Origin of the sequence: Aeromonas sp. s9 (assembly GCF_040907765.1) — a bacterium.
In the GTDB taxonomy this organism is placed as follows: domain Bacteria; phylum Pseudomonadota; class Gammaproteobacteria; order Enterobacterales; family Aeromonadaceae; genus Aeromonas; species Aeromonas caviae.
Map to the genome: position 1 here is coordinate 60441 of NZ_JBFOCK010000018.1, position 14062 is coordinate 74502.

The 14062-nt window shown below is 62.2% G+C and carries 12 protein-coding genes, 1 rRNA gene and 1 riboswitch; of the genes, 7 read left to right on the forward strand and 6 right to left on the reverse strand.

What is annotated here, in order from left to right; translation table 11 throughout:
- The first annotated feature begins 11 nt into the window (after positions 1–11).
- From leuB to AB5Y54_RS03785, 4 genes are all read left to right on the forward strand, one after another.
- The gene (leuB, locus tag AB5Y54_RS03770; RefSeq protein WP_010673153.1) at positions 12–1097 is read left to right on the forward strand and encodes a 3-isopropylmalate dehydrogenase; all 1086 of its coding nucleotides are present in this window, start codon (positions 12–14) and stop codon (positions 1095–1097) included.
- Between the two features lie 32 nt (positions 1098–1129).
- Positions 1130–2527 (forward strand): 3-isopropylmalate dehydratase large subunit, encoded by a 1398-nt coding sequence (leuC, locus tag AB5Y54_RS03775; protein ID WP_041211113.1) that lies wholly within the window; start codon positions 1130–1132, stop codon positions 2525–2527.
- A 99-nt stretch (positions 2528–2626) separates the two neighbouring features.
- Positions 2627–3226 (forward strand): 3-isopropylmalate dehydratase small subunit, encoded by a 600-nt coding sequence (gene leuD / locus AB5Y54_RS03780; RefSeq protein ID WP_010673151.1) that lies wholly within the window; start codon positions 2627–2629, stop codon positions 3224–3226.
- Positions 3227–3338: 112 nt separating this feature from the next.
- Positions 3339–4268 carry a transglutaminase domain-containing protein gene (locus AB5Y54_RS03785; RefSeq protein WP_182956944.1) on the forward strand — a complete coding sequence of 310 codons (930 nt, stop codon included), beginning with the start codon at positions 3339–3341 and terminating at the stop codon, positions 4266–4268.
- A 51-nt stretch (positions 4269–4319) separates the two neighbouring features.
- Here AB5Y54_RS03785 and AB5Y54_RS03790 read toward each other — a convergent pair whose 3' ends face one another.
- Positions 4320–4610 (reverse strand): PilZ domain-containing protein, encoded by a 291-nt coding sequence (locus tag AB5Y54_RS03790; protein WP_103857803.1) that lies wholly within the window; start codon positions 4608–4610, stop codon positions 4320–4322.
- 91 nt (positions 4611–4701) lie between these two features.
- Positions 4702–4792: riboswitch (TPP riboswitch) on the forward strand.
- Positions 4793–4875: 83 nt separating this feature from the next.
- Between AB5Y54_RS03790 and thiB the strand changes: the two genes are divergently transcribed.
- The 3 genes from thiB (at position 4876) to thiQ (ending at position 8309) form a co-directional block, all read left to right on the forward strand.
- Positions 4876–5856: a thiamine ABC transporter substrate binding subunit gene (gene thiB / locus AB5Y54_RS03795; RefSeq protein WP_041211111.1), complete on the forward strand. Its 981-nt coding sequence runs from the start codon at positions 4876–4878 to the stop codon at positions 5854–5856.
- A complete protein-coding gene (gene thiP, locus AB5Y54_RS03800) occupies positions 5832–7460 on the forward strand; it encodes a thiamine/thiamine pyrophosphate ABC transporter permease (RefSeq protein ID WP_050498205.1) in 1629 nt (542 codons plus the stop codon). The genes thiB and thiP overlap by 25 nt, the downstream gene beginning before the upstream one ends.
- Positions 7461–7601: 141 nt before the next feature.
- Complete coding sequence (gene thiQ / locus AB5Y54_RS03805) at positions 7602–8309, forward strand: thiamine ABC transporter ATP-binding protein (protein ID WP_041211109.1); 708 nt, start codon at positions 7602–7604, stop codon at positions 8307–8309.
- A 66-nt stretch (positions 8310–8375) separates the two neighbouring features.
- On the opposite strand, the gene AB5Y54_RS03810 is transcribed toward thiQ, so the two are convergent.
- The 5 genes from AB5Y54_RS03810 to rrf form a co-directional block, all read right to left on the reverse strand.
- Positions 8376–9746, reverse strand: coding sequence for a PhoH family protein (locus AB5Y54_RS03810; protein ID WP_041211108.1), 1371 nt, complete (start codon positions 9744–9746; stop codon positions 8376–8378).
- A gap of 206 nt (positions 9747–9952) precedes the next feature.
- Entirely contained in the window at positions 9953–10636 is a 684-nt protein-coding gene (locus tag AB5Y54_RS03815; RefSeq protein ID WP_277856229.1) for an NrdJb, read from the reverse strand.
- Positions 10637–10645: 9 nt separating this feature from the next.
- Entirely contained in the window at positions 10646–12793 is a 2148-nt protein-coding gene (locus tag AB5Y54_RS03820; protein ID WP_201984597.1) for an adenosylcobalamin-dependent ribonucleoside-diphosphate reductase, read from the reverse strand.
- A gap of 204 nt (positions 12794–12997) precedes the next feature.
- Positions 12998–13450, reverse strand: a complete 453-nt coding sequence (locus tag AB5Y54_RS03825) for a pullulanase (protein ID WP_029313820.1) — start codon at positions 13448–13450, stop codon at positions 12998–13000.
- 312 nt (positions 13451–13762) lie between these two features.
- A 5S ribosomal RNA gene (gene rrf / locus AB5Y54_RS03830) occupies positions 13763–13877 on the reverse strand.
- Positions 13878–14062: the final 185 nt, after the last annotated feature.

The following is a 14062-nucleotide window of genomic DNA, read 5'->3' on the forward strand; positions in this document are numbered from 1 at the left end:
ACGGAGAGAGTATGAGCAGTTATCGGATCGCAGTATTGCCGGGTGACGGCATTGGCCCGGAAGTGATGGCAGAGGCCATCAAGGTACTGGAAAAGGTGCAGACCAAATTCGGCTTCTCCCTCGACTATGACCGTCACGACGTCGGCGGCATCGCCATCGACAACCACGGCACACCGCTGCCCCAGAGCACCATTGCAGGCTGTGAAGCGGCCGATGCGGTGCTGTTCGGATCGGTGGGCGGCCCCAAGTGGGAGCACCTGCCGCCCAACGATCAGCCGGAGCGCGGCGCCTTGCTGCCCCTGCGTGCCCACTTCAAACTGTTCTGCAACCTGCGCCCGGCCCGCATCTACACCGGTCTGGAGCAGTTCTCCCCGCTGCGTGCCGACATCTCCGATCGCGGTTTTGACATCGCCTGCGTGCGCGAGCTGACCGGCGGCATCTATTTCGGCCAGCCCAAGGGGCGTGAAGGGGAAGGCGCCACCGAGAAGGCCTTCGACACCGAGGTGTACCACCGCTTCGAGATCGAGCGCATCGCCAAGATAGCGTTTGAATCGGCCCGGGTGCGCAAGGCCAGGGTCACCTCCATCGACAAGGCCAACGTGCTCGCCTCCTCCATCCTGTGGCGCGAGGTGGTGACCGAGGTCGCCAAGTCCTACCCGGACGTGGCCCTGAACCACATGTACATCGACAACGCCACCATGCAGCTCATCAAGGATCCGTCCCAGTTCGACGTGCTGCTCTGCTCCAACCTGTTCGGTGACATCCTCTCCGACGAGTGCGCCATGATCACCGGCTCCATGGGCCTGCTCCCCTCAGCCAGCCTCAACGAATCCGGCTTCGGCCTGTTCGAGCCGGCCGGTGGCTCGGCCCCAGATATCGCCGGCAAGGGGATTGCGAATCCCATCGCCCAGATCCTCTCCGCCGCCCTGATGCTGCGTTACAGTCTCGGCCAGGAAGCCGCCGCCCAGGCCATCGAGCAGGCCGTGGCCCAGACCCTGGCAGAAGGCTATTTCACCGCCGACCTGCATCAGGCCAGCGCCACGCACCCGGTGCAGAGCACGGCCGACATGGGCAGCCAGATCGCCGCGCGCATCTGATCCCACGGCATCGATAACAAGGAAACCGAGCAATGTCCAAGACCCTCTATCAGAAAGTGTTCGACGCCCACGTGGTGCGGGAAGTGGAAGGGGAAACCCCTCTCATCTACATCGACCGTCATCTGGTGCATGAAGTGACCAGCCCCCAGGCATTCGACGGCCTGCGCGCCATGAACCGCCAGCTGCGTCGCCCGGATCTGACCTGGGCCACCATGGATCACAACGTCTCCACCACCACCAAGGACATCGCCGCCTCCGGCGAGATGGCCCGCATCCAGATGGAGACACTCGCCGCCAACTGCAAGGCGTTCGGGGTTCGTCTCTATGACTTGAACCACAAGTACCAGGGCATCGTCCACGTGATGGGCCCCGAGCTCGGCATCACATTGCCCGGCACCACCATCGTCTGCGGTGACTCCCACACCGCCACCCACGGCGCCTTCGGGTCGCTCGCATTCGGTATCGGCACCTCCGAAGTGGAACACGTAATGGCCACCCAGACCCTGAAACAGGGCCGCGCCAGGACCATGCGTATCTCTGTCAACGGCAAGCTGGCCGCAGGCATCAGCGCCAAAGACGTGGTGCTCGCCATCATCGGCAAGGTGGGTCATGCAGGCGGGACCGGCTACGTGGTGGAGTTCGCCGGTGAAGCCATCGAGGGGCTCACCATGGAAGGGCGCATGACGGTGTGCAACATGGCCATCGAGCTCGGCGCCAAAGCTGGCATGATTGCCCCGGACCAGACCACCATCGACTACATCCGTGGCAAGGAGTTCGCTCCCAAGGGGGAGGCGCTGGAACAGGCCATCGCCTACTGGCTGACCCTCAAAAGCGACGAAGGTGCCCACTTCGACGCCGAAGTGGTGCTCGACGCCGCCGACATCGCCCCGCAAGTGACCTGGGGAACCAACCCGGGCCAGGTGATTGCCGTCAATGAGCCCATCCCTGCACCGGAATCCTTCGCCGATCCGGTGGAGCAGCAGTCCGCCCGCAAGGCCCTCGCCTACATGGACCTGCAACCGGGCCAGAAGCTCTCCGACGTGGCCATCGACAAGGTGTTCATCGGTTCGTGCACCAACAGCCGCATCGAGGATCTGCGCGCTGCCGCCGCCATCGCCCGTGGCCGCAAGGTCGCCGCCGGGGTACAGGCCCTGGTGGTGCCGGGCTCCGAGCAGGTGAAGGCCCAGGCCGAGGCCGAGGGGCTGGACAAGATCTTCATCGAGGCAGGCTTTGAGTGGCGTTTGCCCGGCTGCTCCATGTGTCTGGCCATGAACAACGACCGGCTGCAACCGGGGGAGCGCTGCGCCTCCACCAGCAACCGCAACTTCGAGGGGCGTCAGGGTCGTGCCGGTCGCACCCACCTGGTGAGCCCGGCCATGGCCGCCGCCGCCGCCGTCACCGGCCGCTTCGCCGACATTCGCGCGCTGTAAGAGGGGTTGAGGATGAAAGCATTCAAACAACACGGACGGCCCTTCGCCGTCACCGACATCATCTTCGCCGACATTCGTGCACTGTAAGAGGGAACGTACATGACAGGTTTCAAACAGCATAAAGGGATCGTCGTTCCCCTCGACAGCGCCAACGTCGACACCGACGCCATCATTCCCAAGCAGTTCCTGCAGAAGGTGAACCGCATCGGCTTTGGCAAGCACCTGTTCCACGACTGGCGCTTCCTGGACGATGCAGGGGAACAGCCCAACCCGGAGTTCGTACTGAACAAACCGCAATTCGCTGGTGCCAGCATCCTGCTGGCCCGCGAGAACTTCGGCTGCGGCTCGAGTCGTGAGCACGCCCCCTGGGCGCTGGCGGACTACGGCTTCAAGACCATGATCGCTCCGAGCTTTGCCGACATCTTCTACGGCAACGCCATCAACAACGGCATGGTGCCGGTTCGTCTGAAAGAGGAGGAGGTCGACGCCCTGTTCCAGCTGGTCGCCGCCCAGCCGGGTATCGAGATCGAAGTGGATCTGGAGGCCAACCAGGTGCGTGCAGGCAGCCTCACGTTCAGCTTCGAAATCGACGAGTTCCGTCGCTACTGTCTGCTCAACGGGCTGGATGCCATCGGTCTGACCCTGCAGCACGAGGCCGCCATCAGCGCCTTCGAGGCGAAGCAGCCAAGCTGGATTTGACGAGCCTGCGACAAGAAAGCGAGTAGAATCAACAGGGAGCCAAGGCTCCCTGTTTTATTGTCGGGTCGCTGTACAAAGCCCGCCACCTCTGCATATCCGACAGGAGACACCTATGTCCGCAAGGGGCGCCCTTTCATTGCTCTGCCTGCTGATCAGCCTCCCGGCCCTGGGCGGGCAGACCTCTTTCACCAACAGTGGCGGTCAGCTCAATGTCGGCTGGCAGGACAGAGAGGGCAAGGCGCAGCAGCTCAGCTATCGGCTGGAGGCGGGCAAGCTGCCCCCTCTCATCGCTTACCGTCCAGCTAGGATGCAGGAAGACGTACTGCAAAGCCTGCTGCAGCAGGCACCCCTGGCGTTCCCCGAGGTGCAGTTCTCCCTCGTTCGCCCCGCCATGAGCCTCAGCATCAAGAGCCGCAACGCCGACAAGGCGCGGGAAGCCTCCCAATGGGTCAAGCCCGAGCAGGCCAAACTGGAGGCCGCCTGGCTCACGCAGCACTACTTCCAGCCCTTCACTGCCCCCGACGGCGCTCCCGCCATCAAGCAGGATCATGTGCGCATCGCCCTGGAGAGTCGGGACGAGCTGGCCCCGTTGATGGAGCAGCTCAAGCAGGAAGGGGCCACCGAGACCGAGGCGCGCCAGAAGACGGTGGCCTACATGCTCGACTTCATCCAGGCCATCCCCTATCAACTGCTCGACAGCCAGTCGGGCCGCTCTGGCAAGGGGTTTCTGAGCCCGCGCCAGGTGCTGGAGCAGAACCGGGGGGATTGCGACAGCAAGGTGACCCTGATGGCCGCCCTGCTGGCCCAGGGGTATCCCGATCTCAAGCAGGCCATGGTGTTCGTGCCGGGACATGCCCTGCTGGGGGTGGCCCTGCCAGCCAAACCGGGGGAGGCCACCTTGAGCCGGGCGGGGGAGACCTACCTCCTGATGGAGCCGACCGGCCCGGCCCAGCTGCCCATGGGCCAGCTCGCGCCCACCAGCAAGACGCTGGTCGACAGCGGCCAGTTGAGCGTGCAACCGGTGCAGGATGAGGGGAAATGAGACAGGCCAGCCCATGGCTGGCCTGTCTCGAGGAGGACGGGCGCCCGGGTCTCAGGTGAGGGAGAGAAACTCCAGCGCCAGCAGGAGACCGTCTTCTTCCTCCAGCACCCGCACGATGCGAGCCTGGGCCTCGAAGGGAGGCAGAAGATTGCTGCTGGTCGCCAGGCTCACCCGGATGGGCTGGGCCAGATCGAACGCGTGCTTGTTCACCTCGACGCCCATGCCGTTGGCGCTGAGATCCCGGCAGATCCCCTCCAGCACCTGCTGATGCTGGAACAGGGTGACGGGGGCATTGATGACCATGCGCTGGAAGGCACGTCTTTCCTTGGTGCTGGTGATCACTGGGGACTTCCTCCTTGGTGGTGGCTCGCACGATGCGGCCCGTGAAACATAGTGCTGGCCTCCCCCCAGGAACGCCAATACAATGCGATGCGTTGCTCAAACGGGGTGCGGTTTACCGCTGAGATTATACCCGTGAACCTGATCCAGATAATGCTGGCGGAGGAATTTGAGGCATGGCGCGCGTTTTTTGTGCCCTCATCCGCCGGCGCTCACCACACGCGAGGTGCCATTGATGAGCACCCCGATACCCACAGGAGTGCCATTGATGAAGACCCTGCTGCTGATCGCCACCAGCCTGCTCTCTGCCCAGGCGTTTGCCGCCGACACCCTCACCGTCTACACCTACGGCTCCTTCGCCGCCGAATGGGGGCCGGGCCCCAAGATCAAGCAGGCCTTCGAGAAGGAGTGCGGCTGCACCCTCAATCTGGTACCCCTCGAGGATGGCGTCGCCATCCTCAACCGGCTGCGGCTGGAAGGCCAGCACAGCAAGGCCGACATGGTGCTGGGGCTGGACGATGCCCTCATCAGCGAAGCCAAGCAGAGCGGCCTGTTCGCCCCCCATTCCACCAGGCTCGATGGCCTCAAGGTACCGGGTGGCTGGCAGGACGACACCTTTGTCCCCTATGACTACGGCTACTTCGCCTTCGTCTATGACAGCAACAAGCTCAAGCAGCCCCCCAAGAGCCTGAAGGAGCTGGTGGCACGTCCCGATATCAAGGTGATCTATCAGGATCCCCGCACCTCCACCCCGGGTCAGGGGCTGATGCTCTGGATGAAGTCGGTCTACGGGGATGAGGCACCGACCGCCTGGGCGCAACTGGCCAAAAAGACGGTCACCGTCACCAAGGGGTGGTCAGAGGCCTACGGCATGTTCCTCGACGGCGAGGCGGACATGGTGCTCTCCTACACCACCTCCCCCGCCTATCACCTGATCGCCGAGAGCAAGCCCCAGTACCGGGCGGCCACGTTCGAGGAGGGGCACTACCGCCAGGTGGAAGTAGCGGCCAAGCTCAAGGGCGCCACACAGGGCAAACTGGCTGACCAGTTCCTGCAATTCATGGTGAGCCCCGCCTTCCAGAACGAGATCCCCGGCGGCAACTGGATGTATCCGGTGACAGACGTGGCGCTGCCCAAGGGGTTCGAACAGATGATCACCGTAGCGAAGCCACTCACCTTCAGCTCTGACGAGGTGGCCGCCAACCGCAAGGGGTGGATCCGCGAATGGCTGCAAGCCGTCACCCAGTGAGTTCAGGTCGTCGCACCCTCTGGTGGCTGCCCGGCAGTGCAGCCACCCTGGTCATCCTGCTGCTCTCAATTGGGCCGCTGGTCGCCCTGTTGTGGCAGGCGGGGGCCCTCTCCCCCCGCGCCCTGCTAGGCGATCCCTACCTGCGCCACGTGCTGGGTTTCAGCCTCTGGCAGGCACTGCTCTCCACCCTGCTGAGCCTGGGGCTTGCCATCCCGGTGGCCAGAGCCCTGGCGCGACGCCGTTTCACCGGACGCCGCCTGCTGCTCAAGCTCTTCGGCCTCTCCCTGGTGCTGCCGGTCATCATCGCCATCTTCGGCATGGTGGCGGTGCACGGTCGTCAGGGCTGGCTGCCGCAACTGCTGCACGGCCTGGGCCTGGATCCCGGCAACTACCTCTACGGCCTGTTCGGCATCCTGCTGGCCCATGTCTTCTTCAACATGCCGCTGGCCGCCCGCCTCATCCTGCAGAGCATAGAGAGCATCCCCGAGTCCTCCTGGCGCCTCGCCAGCCAGCTCGGCATGCGCTCCTCCCACATCTTCCGGCTGCTGGAGTGGCCGCTCATCCGCGGCATCTTGCCGGGGCTCGCCAGCCTCATCTTCATGCTCTGCTTCACCAGCTTCACCACAGTGCTGGCGCTCGGGGGCGGCCCCAAGTCCACCACACTGGAGGTGGCTGTCTACCAGGCGCTGCGCTTTGACTTCGATCTCGCCACCGCTGGCGGGCTCGCCCTGGTGCAACTGCTGCTGACCCTGGCCCTGCTCCTGCTGCAACACAAGCTGCAGACCACCCCGGCCAGTCGCCTCACCAGCCGTCGCCCCTGCCTGCGCCCCGACAGACACCAGAAGGGCAGCGCTCTGGTAGATGGCCTGGCCCTGACCATGGGGCTCACCATCTTCCTGCCGCCCCTGCTGGCCATCGTGTTCGCCGGGTTCAACCCCGGTCTGCTGGCGGCGCTCGGCTCACCCCGGCTGTGGCAGGCAGGGGGGCAGTCCCTGGGCATATCCCTGGCGGCAGGCTCCCTGGCCACTTTGCTCGGCGCCGGGCTGCTGCTCACCAGCCGGCATCTGAGGGTACGGGATCGCAAACGGCGGGCCGCCGCCCTGTGGGAGGCCAGCGGCTCCATGATCCTGATGATCCCGGCGGTGGTGCTCTCCACCGGCCTCTTCATCCTGTTCATGCCTTTCACCGACGTCTTTGCCCTGGGCCCCTGGCTGGTGGTGCTGGTCAACGCCCTGATGGCGCTGCCCTATGTGCTGCGCACCCTCTCGGCCCCCATGCAACTGGTGGTGCGCCAGTACGATCGGCTGGCGGACAGCCTGGGGGTGCGCGGCCTGCATCGCCTGCGCTTGGTGGAGTGGCCCCTGCTGCGCCGTCCGCTGGCCCTGGCCATGGCGCTCTCGATGATATTGTCCCTCGGGGATCTCGGAGCCATCGCCATGTTCGGCAGCCAGACCCTCACCACCCTGCCCTGGCTGCTCTATCAGCAGCTCGGCAGCTACCGGCTGACCGAGGCGGCCGCCACCGCCCTGCTGCTGCTCACCCTCTGCTTCTCCCTGTTCTGGCTGGTGGAGCGGGGACTGGGAGGCAGGCATGTGGATCACTGATCCCCGGCGGCATTGCCGCCTCCCAGCCCCCAGGATCCGGCCGGGCACGCCCCTGGGGCGCCCCTTGGAGCAGTCACTCACGCTGCCTTTCATCAATTTTTCTTACTTGTTGTTCTATAAAACGACATTCAGGAGACAAACATGCTGGTAATTGAGGAGCTGGTCACCAGTTATCCCGACTGGCAGGTGACCTTCAGTGCGACCTTGCCCAAGGGGGAGATCACCGCCCTCATCGGTCCGAGCGGCGCCGGCAAGTCCACCCTGCTCGGCATGATCGCGGGCTTCGTGCCGGTGGAGTCGGGCACCCTCGACTTCGACGGCCAGGATCTGCTGTCACTGGGCCCTGCCGAGCGCCCGGTCACCACCCTGTTCCAGGATCACAACCTCTTCCTGCACCTGTCGGTGTTCGACAACATCGCCATCGGCCTGCATCCCGGCCTGCGCTTGAATCCGGCCCAGAAAAGGCAGGTGCAGGAGGCCGCTGACAAGGTGGGCCTGGGGGAGATGCTGACGCGCCTGCCGGAGCAGCTCTCCGGCGGCCAGCAGCAGCGGGTGGGGCTGGCCCGCGCCCTGGTGCGGGGCAGGCCGCTGCTGCTGCTGGACGAGCCCTTCTCGGCCCTCGATCCGGCCCTGCGCCGGGAGATGCTGGCTGAGGTCGCCCGCCTTGCCTGCGAGCAGGGCATCACCGTGCTGATGGTCTCTCACAACCCCGAGGATGCCCAGCTCATCGCCGATCAGGTGCTCTTCATCGACGCGGGACGCATCGCCTTGCAGGGCAAGCCGGATATCCTGCACAGCAGCGATCACCCCGGGCTGCTGCGCTACCTGGGCCGACCGAGAGAGGCATGAGATAGGCGGGATCAAAAAAGGGGAAGCCGTCCGGCTTCCCCTTTCTCATGCAGAGATCCCGTCAAATCAGAGATTTTCCTCGGCGAACGAAGCCAGCCTGCTGCGCACCACCCCGTTCAGGAAGATGTTGGCACTGCCGTCGAAGTCCTTGAACCGCTCGACGATGTAGGTCAGACCCGAGGTCACCGGGCTCAGGTAGTTGGAGTCGATCTGAGCCAGGTTGCCGGAACAGACGATCTTGGTCCCCTCCCCGCAGCGGGTGATGATGGTCTTGATCTGGGACGCGGTCAGGTTCTGGCACTCGTCCAGCAGCACGAAGGTGTTCTGGATGCTGCGCCCGCGCATGAAGTTGACCGATTTGAACTGGATATTGGCCTTCTCCATGATGTAGCTGAGCGACCCGCTCATGTTCTCGTCCTGCTTGTGCAGCACCTCCAGGGTGTCGGTCACCGCCGCCAGCCAGGGCATCATCTTCTCCTCCTCGGTGCCGGGCAGGAAGCCGATGCTCTCGGCAATTTCCGGGGTATTGCGGGTGACGATCACCTTCTCGTAGATCCCCTTCTCGATCACCAGCTCCAGCGCCGCCGCCATGGCGAGCAGGGTCTTGCCGCAGCCCGCCGGGCCGGTCAGGATCACCAGGTCGATGTGCGGATCCAGCAGGGCATCCAGCGCCATGCCCTGATAGACGTTCTTGGGATGCACCCCCCAGGCCTTGCGGGACATCAGCCGCTCGCGGCCGAGATCTTTCAGGCGGGTCTTGTTGCCGTCGTGGCTCAGTACCCGCGCGGCAAAGAAGTTCTCCTCGTCCAGCAGGTACTGGTTGACGTGGACTCCCTCCAGCAGGTTGGCATCGATGACGTGGACCGTATCGCGGCCATGGGTTTCGCTGTCGCACTCGCCGACCCGCTCCCAGAAGCTGCCGGGCACCACCTGGAAGCCCTTGGCGAGCAGGCGGATGTCGTCGATGAGCTGGTCGCTGCGGTAATCCTCCACATGGGCAAGACCTGCTCCCTTGGCCTTGAGGCGCATGTTGATGTCTTTGGTGACCAGCACCACCTGACGCTTCATCTCGTGCTTCTGCAGATAGAGGGCGGCGTTGATGATGCGGTTGTCCGCCTCCTTGTCGGTGAACACCTCGGCATCCTGGGGCAGATGGTGATCGCTGAAGATGGAGATATGGCCGCTCGCCTCGCCGGCCAGTGCCACTCCTTGCACTATCTGCTCCGGAGTCGCATCGCGGAACACATCTTCCAGGGCACGGATGGCGATGCGGGCATCACGGCTGACGTCCTTCTGGCGATCCTTGATGTTGTCGAGCTCTTCGAGCACCGTCATGGGGATGAGCACGTCGTGCTCTTTGAAGGAGTAGATGGCGAGGGGTTCGTGAAGCAGAACGTTGGTATCCAGGATAAACAGCTTTCGGTCCGTGTTGTCCATAAGCATCCTCCTTGGCACTGAAGGTGCCACGTGTGTGAATCTCAGATGTCATTGAAACCACACGGCCGTGACAGTTTTATTACCCCCAACGCTACGCCCGAATTTACCGGTGCGCAACAAATCGCTGCCATCATGGGCGTCGTTCGAACATAAAATCAGCAACGAAAAGGCCGGCATGTCGCCGGCCTTTGGTGGCAATCAGCCCCTCAACCGCACTTGGAATCCCCGCAGTTGAGACAGGTCATGCAGCCATCCTTTTGCACCAGCGCCTTGGTGTGGCACTTGTAGCAGAGCGCGGCACTGGGTGGGAAACCGCTGCCCGCCGGCTGCTCTTCTTCCTGTTGCTGTGCCTGCAATTGCGCCTGCTTCTCGGCCAGGAACGCCTGCTGGTGCTCGTCCAGCCCAGGCACCTTGAGCATGCCGATCTCGGTGAGATGGGTTTCGATCACGTTGCCAATTTCGGCGATGAGCGAAGGCACGTACTTGCCCTTGTTCCAGTAGCCCCCCTTGGGATCGAACACGGAGCGCAACTCCTCCACCAGAAAGGTGACGTCCCCTCCCTTGCGAAACACCGCCGAGATGATGCGGGTCAGCGCCACTATCCACTGATAGTGCTCCAGGCTCTTGGAGTTGATGAAGATCTCGAACGGGCGCCGGGTCTCGTGCACCGTGCCCTCGTTGAGAATGATGTCGTTGATGGTGATGAACAGCGAGTGCTCGGAGACATGCTCCGGCGTTTTCAGCTTGTAGGTGGTGCCCATCAACCGCTCCGGGCGCAATACGGTTTCATGCATGTGCACCACGTCATCCTGGGGCGTCGGCGCATCTTGCGGCTCATCCCGGGTTTTTACCTTGTAGGCGACGATTTTTCTGTCGATCTTCTTGACCATGTCTCGTCCTCAGAACTTGCCGTAATAGCCTTCTTTCAAGGCGTCATAGAGGTTGGCGGCGGTGTGCAGCTCGCCATCGTATTCGATCTCCTCGTTCCCCTTCGCCGTGATGACGGTGCCATCTTCCAGGGTAAACTCGTAACTGGTGTTCTCCAGATCCTTCTCCTTCACCAGCACGCCCTGGAAGGCGGCCGGGTTGAAGCGGAAGGTGGTACAGCCCTTGAGGCCGGAGTCCGAGGCATAGAGGTAGATATCCTTGAACTGCTCGAACGGAAAATCGGTCGGCACGTTGGCGGTCTTGGAGATGGAGGAGTCGATCCAGCGCTGGGCCGCTGCCTGGATATCCACGTGCCCGGTCGGCGTGATATCGTCCGCGGTGATGAAGTAATCCGGCAGGCGGCTACCTTCCTCCTCGGCATAGGGCATGGCGGCCGGGTTCACCAGCTCGCGATAAGCCAGCAGCTCGAAGGAGTAGACATCCACGCTCTCCTTGCTCTTCTTGCCCGGTTTGATGACATTGCGGCTGTAGTGGTGGGCAAAGCTCGGCTCGATGCCATTGCTGGCGTTGTTGGCGAGCGACAGAGAGATGGTACCGGTCGGTGCTATGCTGCTGTGGTGGGTGAAGCGTCCACCCACCTCGGCCAGCTCGGCTACCAGAGCGGGATCCACCTCGGCCACCTGCTGCATATAGCGGCTGTAGCGGGCATGCAACACCTTGCCCTTCACCTTGTCGCCGAGCTTGATGCCATCTGCCGCCATTTCGGGGCGCAGACGCAGCATCTTGCCGGTGACTTCGAACTCCTGCTCCATGATGGGGGCCGGCCCCTTCTCCTTCGCCAGACGCAGAGACTCCTGCCAGCCGGTCATCGCCAGCTCCTGGGAGACCTGTTCGGTGAAGGCGACGGAGGCCGCAGAGCCGTACTTGATGCGCAGCATGGTGAGGGTCGAGCCCAGCCCCAGGAAGCCCATGCCGTGGCGACGCTTGGCGGTGATCTCCTCGCGCTGCTTGGCCAGCGGCAGCTGGTTTATCTCCACCACGTTGTCGAGCATGCGGGTGAAGATGGCCACCACCTTGCGAAACGCGGGCCAGTCGAAGGCGGCCTGCTCGGTGAAGGGATCGCGCACGAAGGTGGTCAGGTTGACCGAGCCCAGCAGGCAGGCCCCATAGGGCGGCAGAGGCTGTTCACCGCAAGGGTTGGTGGCACGGATCTCTTCGCAGAACCAGTTGTTGTTCATCTGGTTCACCTTGTCGATCAGGATGAAACCGGGCTCCGCATAGTCGTAGGTAGAGGTCATGATGACGTTCCACAGCTTGCGCGCGGGCAGGGTCTTGTAGACCTTGCAGGCCACCTGGCCCAGCTCGTTGATCACCACACCCTCCTTGTTGGGCCAGTCCGCCCAGACCACCCTCACAGGGTCATCCAGCGCGATGCCATCCTGCTCCACCTCCTTGGCGGTGTAGGGGAAGATCAGTTGCCAGGGGGCATCCTCCTTCACCGCACTGACGAACTCTTCGGTGATGAGTAGGGAGAGGTTGAATTGACGCAGGCGACCATCCTCCCGCTTGGCCTGGATGAACTCGACGACATCGGGGTGACGGATATCCATGGTGCCCATCTGGGCGCCACGACGGCCACCGGCAGAGGAGACGGTAAAGCACATCTTGTCGTAGATATCCATGAAGGAGAGCGGCCCCGAGGTATAGGCCCCCGCTCCCGAAACGAAGGCTCCGCGCGGTCGCAGGGTCGAGAAGTCGTAACCGATGCCGCAACCCGCCTTCAGGGTCAGCCCCGCCTCGTGCACCTTGCCGAGGATATCGTCCATCGAATCCTCAATGGTGCCGGAGACGGTGCAGTTGATCGTGGAGGTCGCCGGCTTGTGCTCAAACGCCCCGGCGTTGGAGGTGATACGGCCCGCTGGAATGGCACCATTGCGCAGGGCCCACAGGAAGGGTTCATACCAGGTGTCGGGTTCGCGCTCCTGCGCAGCCAGCGCGCGAGCGACACGCTGGTAGGTCTCGTCGATGGAGCCGTCGATGGGGGCGCCATCCTTGCTCTTGAGACGATACTTGCTGTCCCAGATCTCGAGAGACGTCTCCTGCAGAGGGATCTGGCGGCTGGCGGTGACGCCCTCCAGTACCGGAATGGATTTAGCCATGGTCAATCAACCTCCTGTGAATGGGGCAACATCGTGACAAAAATACTACCAGTAGTGAATTTAAGAACCCAAAGCACAATATATTGTGATTCATCCGTCATAAGGGCGCCGATTCTATCCTAAAAAAATGCCCCGGCCAGCAGATTTCTGGGCCAGGGCATTTAACCGGTTCAATTTCCGAGAGATTTAAAGCGAGAGACTATCTCAGGGTTTCTTGACGTATACGCTCGGAGTCTCACCCGCCATATTCAGATAGAACTCATAGACGCCATCCGCCTCGGGCGAGAACTTCATGTCCTCATACTTGGAGCACGGATTGACCGGTACAGGCTCCCCGCCGAGCACGGCAACACCATCGCTCGGGCTCTTGTAGCCGAAGTTGGTGCCACAACTCCAGCCGGAGTCGGCAAACTTGAACTTGTAAGGAGCCCACTCTTTCTTGAGCGTCCCCTTGGCCATGTAGAGCTTGTCGGCAACCTTGACGACCTTGCTTTCGTCGGTGGCCATCCAGTCGTTCATCTCACCACGCAGGTAGATGGACTTGCCGCCGAAGTCGCTGTTGTCCGCCGCCGCCTGCTCTGCACCACCATTGGATGCGCAACCGCCTAATACCAGGGTTCCCGCCGCCAGCATCATCGTTACTGTTCTTTTGAACATGTGTCCATTCCTCAAATTATTGTGATTCCTTGGTCCATCGATGTGGACCCGGGAATTAAACCAGAGCAGGCATGACAAGAAAGGTAGAAGTATCACATTCTGTGCTTTTTATATCCAGAATGCAGGCTTTCGAATAGATATTGAACAGAGACGGGCCACAAACAAGTCGATATTAGCTGGGATGATGAATGCGAGTATCAGAAAACACGGCGGGAAACAGCACCATAGTGCCCGCTTGCCCTCCAGTGAGTGCTGAATTTCAGGCGGCAATAAAAAACCCCGCTCGAGTGAGCGGGGTTTCTTGTATTGGGTGCCTGGCAGTGTCCTACTCTCGCATGGCGAATGCCACACTACCATCGGCGCTACAGCGTTTCACTTCTGAGTTCGGCATGGGGTCAGGTGGTTCCACTGCGCTATTGCCGCCAGGCAAATTCTTCAATCTTGGAAAGCTGACGTGAATAACAACTTTGCTAGTTGCTTGTCATTATCACTGAATTAGGTAAGTAGTCTCACACTTGCTACAAGGCCAGAAACACTTCTTGGGTGTTGTATGGTTAAGCCTCACGGGTAATTAGTATGGGTTAGCTCAACGTATCGCTACGCTTACACACC